A 5,460-nucleotide genomic window follows, 5' to 3' on the forward strand; every position below is an offset into this window, starting at 1 on the left:
AACCAACTCCAGCGGGAACATCGGTGCAAACTGCCCACTGAGCATGCCCGCCCCCGCGCCTTTTGCCGCGGTGCTCAGCACCGGCGTTGCGCCCAATATCTCCAGAAGCCGTGCCGGCGGTGTACCCGCCTGGGCGGCAAATCCAAGCGCCTCGGCGAGCGCTGCCACCTGGATACCGAACAAGCTGTTCACGATGAGTTTGACCACCGCGCCGCTGCCGGTAGGACCCGCGTGGTGGACAGCGCTGCCCATGCATCCAAGGATGGCGCTGGCTTGGTCCAAGACGGCCGTTTCTCCGCCCACCAGGTAGACCAATTGCCCTGCGTCTGCCTGCGGTCTTGAGCCGACCACCGGTGCGTCCAAAAACGCGATGTCCATTGCCTTCGCTTGTCTCCCCAGTGCCGTTGTCCATGCCCACGAAAGGGTGGAGCTCTCAATGGCGATGGCGCTTTTGGGCATGTGTGCCAAGGCACCACCGTTGCCGAACCAGGCGCGCTCCGAAGCCTCATCGTCGCGCAACATGCTGATGACGAACTGCGCGTGTTTGACAGCAGCAGCGGGACTCGGCGCCCACAGCGCCCCTTGCGCCAGCAAACCAACGGATTTGCCCTCCGTGCGATTCCAGACCGTAACGGTGTGTCCTCCTCCAAGCAGCGCAGACGCCATGCGGGAACCCATAGCGCCCAAGCCCAAGACCGTGATGTTTGACATGGTGGTGCCTCCGCTTCAGCTTTGCAACGCGGCTTGCATCTGGCTGCGGACGTGCGCTTTGCTGGTTGGCACTGCGGCGGGGTCTGCATTCGTCGCCAGCACATTGAAGAAATGGACTTGTTCGAAGCCAAGAAACTTCAACAGAAACGCCAGGTAGGGCTCCACAAAGTTGGCAGCAGCAAAATCGCCGCCCGTGCCATAGCCGTCGGCACCATAAGCCACCACCACATAGGCCGTCTTTCCGGTCAACAAGCCTGTGAAGTTCGTGCCGTCGTAGGCAAAGGTGTGGCCGATGCGTGACACATGGTCAATCCAGGCCTTCAGTGCGGAGGGAATGCCGAAGTTGTACATGGGCACTGTGAGCAACAGTGCATCCGCCTCCTGGACCTCTGAGATCAAGGTGTCTGAGATGGACAAGGCCGCTCTCATCTCGGGCGAGTGCTGTTCCGGCGGGGAAAACATGGCCGTGATCGTTTCGTCGTGGATATGGGAAACGGCGCTGTCCACCAGATCTCGGGAGGCCACGGCCGAGTCCGGGAAACGCTGTCCCCACAAATGTTCAAAGACGTTCCCGAGTTCGCGGGAGTGTGAGCCTGTGCGCCGAGCGCTGCTGTCGATGCGAAGAAGTTTCATGACGTCATTCCTTGGTCAATACGGGACTGGAAACAATGGGTGCGGTGCACGTCACGGACTTTATTTAATGCAATTCAAAGAATAAATATAAGATTTGGAACATACTTCGTGCGCATTTCGCACGAATGAGGCTTGTATGGACACCCAACACCTGCGTCTTTTTGTCGAAGTGGCCCGCCAGGGCGGATTTGCGGCCGTGGCCCGCGATGCGGACATCGATCCATCGAACGTTTCGCGCAGCATCGCTGCTCTGGAAGACGAGTTGGGCGTGCGCCTCTTTCAACGCACCACACGCAAGCTGTCACTGACCGAGGCAGGCGCCTTGTATCTGACAAAAGTGGCGCCACTGGTGGACGAACTGGAGCACGCAAGAGACGAGGCCTTGGCCATCAGCCGTGGCGCGACCGGGACCCTGCGCATGACCACCTCGTTTTCATTCGGCCTGCAAGCGCTCACGCCCCGCCTGCCCGAATTCCGTGCCCTTCACCCTCAGCTCAAAGTCGAGTTGTTGATGACAGATGCCAACCTGGATCTGGTCAACGACCGCATCGATCTGGCCGTTCGGCTCGGAAGTCAATTCTCGGGCGATGCTGTTGTCTCCAAACTCATGACCACCCGCTACATGGTGTGCGCCAGTCCGGGCTATCTGAAGCAGCATGGAAGCCCCGCCCTGCCGCAAGATCTTGCACAACATGCGTGCCTGCTGCTGTCATTGCCGGCGTTCCGCGATGCGTGGCATTTCAAGAACGCGCGCGGCGAGATCACGGATGTGCCGGTGCAAGGCGACATGGTCATCTCCAACCTGCTCGCACACCGGCAATGCGCCGTCCAGGGGCTGGGACCGGCCTTGTTGGCGGACTGGATCGCACAAGAGGCGCTGGCCAAGGGCGAACTGGTGGACCTGTTTCCAGATCACCAAGTGACCGCCACCAGCTTTGACACGGGCGTGTGGCTCCTGTACCCCAGTCGGAATTACCTGCCTCTCAAAGTGCGCGTGATGATGGACTTTCTAAAGACCCATTTTTCGAGATGAGCTGAAGCTCGGTGCATCGTGCTTCAGCCTTATCTGGCCTCCGCAACCCCAGTCAGACACCGGCAGTTTCTGCGCGCTGACCACCGCCACGGTTTGACCCGGCTCCAGCTGGCGTTGCAACGCCGCACACGCAGCCTGGATGTCGTGGCAACTGGTGACCTGCTTGTGTTGGGCGCTGGCCGCGAATGGCTGATTTGCCCAGCGACAATCGCCCCATGCCACTGAACTACCTCCTCTTCGACGCCAGCGACGATGGCGAGGGCACCGGCACCTGGGAGGCCATGGCCAGCGTGCGGGCTGCGCAGGTGGCCGCCGTGTGGGCCGAGGTTCAAACGGTGTTGGACTGGGCCGAGGCGAACCCGCCCGGCCCGCGCGGCGCGCTGGACGACGGCGGCATCTGGGATGCCGAGCCACAGCAGCAAGCCGATGGCGACTGGACCCTGGTGACGCTCACCCTTACCGGGCCCTGGGAGTGGGGCGAGGCCTTGGTGGCGCATTTCGCCACCGACCCCTGAAACGGTTGCGCCCTCAACGGCATCAACCCCGTTCGGGCCAAGCCCGTCGAAGCCCTGCACCGGGCATGTTTCACGCCAGGGCCATGCGCGCCACCTTCCGCGCTTGCTGGGTCTGCCCGCCATAACCCCAGTCGGTCGCGGGCAGTTCGTGCACGATCACGTAGCTGGCCGGCTCCAGCGCCGCGTCGGGGGCGCATTGGCGCTGCAGCTCGGCGAAAGCGGTTTCGATGAACCGGCTCTTTTCGGCCTCGGTATTGGTACCCGCCGTGATGTTGATTTCCAGCATGGCGGTCGCTCGCACCACCGGTTCGCCGCCCACCCACCAGCGGGTCGGTGGCAAGGCTTCGATCAAGACCGCCGTGACGTCGGCGCGTTTGCCCAGGGTGTCGGCGGTGATGCGCGTCAGCGCGCTGGCCAGGGCCTGGCAGCGGCTGGGCTCGGGTAGCGGTGCCAGTTTGAGAACCAGTGTGGGCATGTTCAGAACTCCAGTGGACGGGGGATGGCGTCTGGGCGAACAAGGGCCGAAACGGCCCGCCGTGCGGTGGTGGCCACATGCGCCAGACCGCTCCACACCGCAGCATGCACAGCGGCACGGCGTTCTTGTTCGGCCTGGGCCTTCAAGGCGTCTTGCCAACGCGCATACAGCTCGGGTGAAAGGCGGTGAACGGGGTGGGATGGGTTCATGGTGTGGCTCCTGCAAGTGGATGCATGAACTGTAGGCAAGACCCGGCTCGGCGGAAACCGCTTGAAAACCAAAACGGCTTTGCGCACGCTGCAAGGGCCTGGCCGCGCGCGGCTGACATACCATCGCGAACATGGACGGTTTATCTTTTGATGCGCTGAAGCTTTTTGTGCGCGTGGCGGCGCTGGGCAGTTTGTCTGCCGTGGCCCGCGAACGCGATGTGCCGGTGAGCCAGGTCTCGCGGGCGCTGGCACGCATGGAAAAAACCTGTGCCGTGCGCCTCATCCACCGTTCCACGCACGGCCTGTCGCTCACCGCCGAAGGCGAAACCTTTCTGGACTATTGCCAGCGCCTGACGGGCACGCTGGAAGAACTGCAAGCGGATTTTTCGGCCCACGCCCAGGAGGTGAAAGGCGCGGTTCGGGTGGCCGCCAGCACCGTGATCGCCCAGTACCTCTTGCTGCCCAGCCTGCCGGGTCTGCGCGCGCAACACCCCGGGCTGCGCGTGGCGCTGGAAGTGGGTGACCAGTTGGTGGACCTGGCCCGCGACGGCATCGACATCGCCATCCGCACCGGCACGTCCTTGCCCGAGACCATGGTGGCGCGCCGCATGGGCGGGCTGGGCCGGGGCCTCTACGCGGCGCCGGCCTATGCCGAACAGCACGGCCTGCCCCAACACCCGAACGAGCTGTGCCGACACCCCTTGATCGTCAACAGCGCCGCGCCGCACCTCAACCATTGGCCTTTCGTCATCGACGGGAAAACCGTCAAGCGCCCGCAAGTGGGCGACTGGAGCACCAACGACACCGGCCTGGCCACCAGCATGGCGCTGCAAGGCCTGGGCATTGCGCGCCTGGCCACCGTGGTGGCCGAGCCCCTGGTGCGGCAGCAAAAGCTGGTGCCGGTTTTGCCCAGCTTCGTGGATCCCCAAGTGGTGCCGCTTTACGCGGTGATGGCCAGCGCCCGCCAGCGTCTGCCCAAGATCAAGGCCTGCATCGACTACTGGGCCGCGTGGATCGCGCAACACCACGGGCCGTGAAGGCCGGCGGCTACGCCCAAACCGAATGGCTGATCAACGCAGGCGCTGCACGTCCAGGGCCGATACCGCACCCGCCTGGTTGCCCCAGGATTGGCGGATGAAGCTGGCGACGGCGGCCACCTCTTCGTCGCTCAGCAAGGTGCGAAACGGCGGCATGCCGTAGGGCTGGGGGTTGCGCGCCGTGGCGGGCGCGAAACCGCCGCTCAGAATCGCCTGCACCGGGTTGGTGTGTGCGGCCAGGGTGACGGCGCGGTTGCCCAACAGAGCGGGGTAGGCACCGGGCGCGCCTTCGCCATTCGGCCCATGGCAGTCGGCGCAGCGGTTCTTGTAGACCTGTTCGCCCAACGTCATCTGGGCCGCGCGGGCGGGCTCCACCGGCGGTGCATAGTCCACCTGGGGTGGCAAGCTTTGCAAATAGGCGGCCATGGCTTGCAGGTCCGCGTCGTCCACATACTGGGTGCTTTCAAACACCACCTCGGCCATCGGCCCCAACACCGAAGCCCCGGCGGCCACGCCGCTTTTCAGCAACTCCACGACGCGTGGTGCGTCCCAATGCGCCACGCCCGCTTCGCCGCTGGCGCGCAGCGAAGGTGCGTACCAGCCCTGCTGGGGCAAGAGGCCACCGCCGAAGGCCTGGCGCACGCCACCCAGCGCGTCCCGGGTTGAATGACAGGCCGCGCAGTGGCTCAGCCCCAGCGTCAGGTAGGCGCCACGGTTCCATTCGGCGCTGCGCGTGGCGTCGGGTGCGAACGCCTGTGGCTCAAAGTAGCGTTCGCGCCAGACCGCCAGCGCGGCCTGGGTGTTGTACGGAAAACGCAGCGTGTGCGCGGTGTTGGTCTGCGCCACC

8 protein-coding genes are annotated in these 5,460 nt (G+C 64.3%); 3 read left to right on the forward strand and 5 right to left on the reverse strand.

What is annotated here, in order from left to right; all coding sequences use genetic code 11:
- Positions 1–711, reverse strand: a 711-nt coding sequence (locus ABYB95_RS16105; RefSeq protein WP_372659576.1) for an NAD(P)-dependent oxidoreductase, incomplete at its 3' end; no start/stop codon positions are given.
- Between the two features lie 15 nt (positions 712–726).
- Positions 727–1,344, reverse strand: a complete 618-nt coding sequence (locus ABYB95_RS16110; RefSeq protein ID WP_372659577.1) for an FMN-dependent NADH-azoreductase — start codon at positions 1,342–1,344, stop codon at positions 727–729.
- 136 nt (positions 1,345–1,480) lie between these two features.
- On the opposite strand from ABYB95_RS16110, the gene ABYB95_RS16115 reads away from it, so the two are divergent.
- On the forward strand, positions 1,481–2,377 hold the full coding sequence (locus ABYB95_RS16115) for a LysR substrate-binding domain-containing protein (RefSeq protein ID WP_372659578.1): 897 nt from the start codon (positions 1,481–1,483) through the stop codon (positions 2,375–2,377).
- Positions 2,378–2,592: 215 nt separating this feature from the next.
- Positions 2,593–2,892 (forward strand): hypothetical protein, encoded by a 300-nt coding sequence (locus ABYB95_RS16120; protein ID WP_372659579.1) that lies wholly within the window; start codon positions 2,593–2,595, stop codon positions 2,890–2,892.
- 70 nt (positions 2,893–2,962) lie between these two features.
- Here the strand turns inward: ABYB95_RS16120 and ABYB95_RS16125 are convergent, their stop codons facing one another.
- Positions 2,963–3,367 (reverse strand): 4-oxalocrotonate tautomerase family protein, encoded by a 405-nt coding sequence (locus ABYB95_RS16125; protein WP_372659580.1) that lies wholly within the window; start codon positions 3,365–3,367, stop codon positions 2,963–2,965.
- 2 nt (positions 3,368–3,369) lie between these two features.
- On the reverse strand, positions 3,370–3,576 hold the full coding sequence (locus tag ABYB95_RS16130) for a hypothetical protein (protein ID WP_372659581.1): 207 nt from the start codon (positions 3,574–3,576) through the stop codon (positions 3,370–3,372).
- A 131-nt stretch (positions 3,577–3,707) separates the two neighbouring features.
- Here ABYB95_RS16130 and ABYB95_RS16135 point away from each other — a divergent pair, with 131 nt between their 5' ends.
- Positions 3,708–4,613: a LysR substrate-binding domain-containing protein gene (locus ABYB95_RS16135; RefSeq protein ID WP_372659582.1), complete on the forward strand. Its 906-nt coding sequence runs from the start codon at positions 3,708–3,710 to the stop codon at positions 4,611–4,613.
- A 33-nt stretch (positions 4,614–4,646) separates the two neighbouring features.
- On the opposite strand, the gene ABYB95_RS16140 is transcribed toward ABYB95_RS16135, so the two are convergent.
- A partial coding sequence (locus tag ABYB95_RS16140) for a c-type cytochrome (RefSeq protein ID WP_372659583.1) occupies positions 4,647–5,460 on the reverse strand: 814 nt, incomplete at its 5' end.

Source organism: Hydrogenophaga sp. (genome assembly GCF_041633695.1).
Classification (GTDB): domain Bacteria; phylum Pseudomonadota; class Gammaproteobacteria; order Burkholderiales; family Burkholderiaceae_C; genus Hydrogenophaga.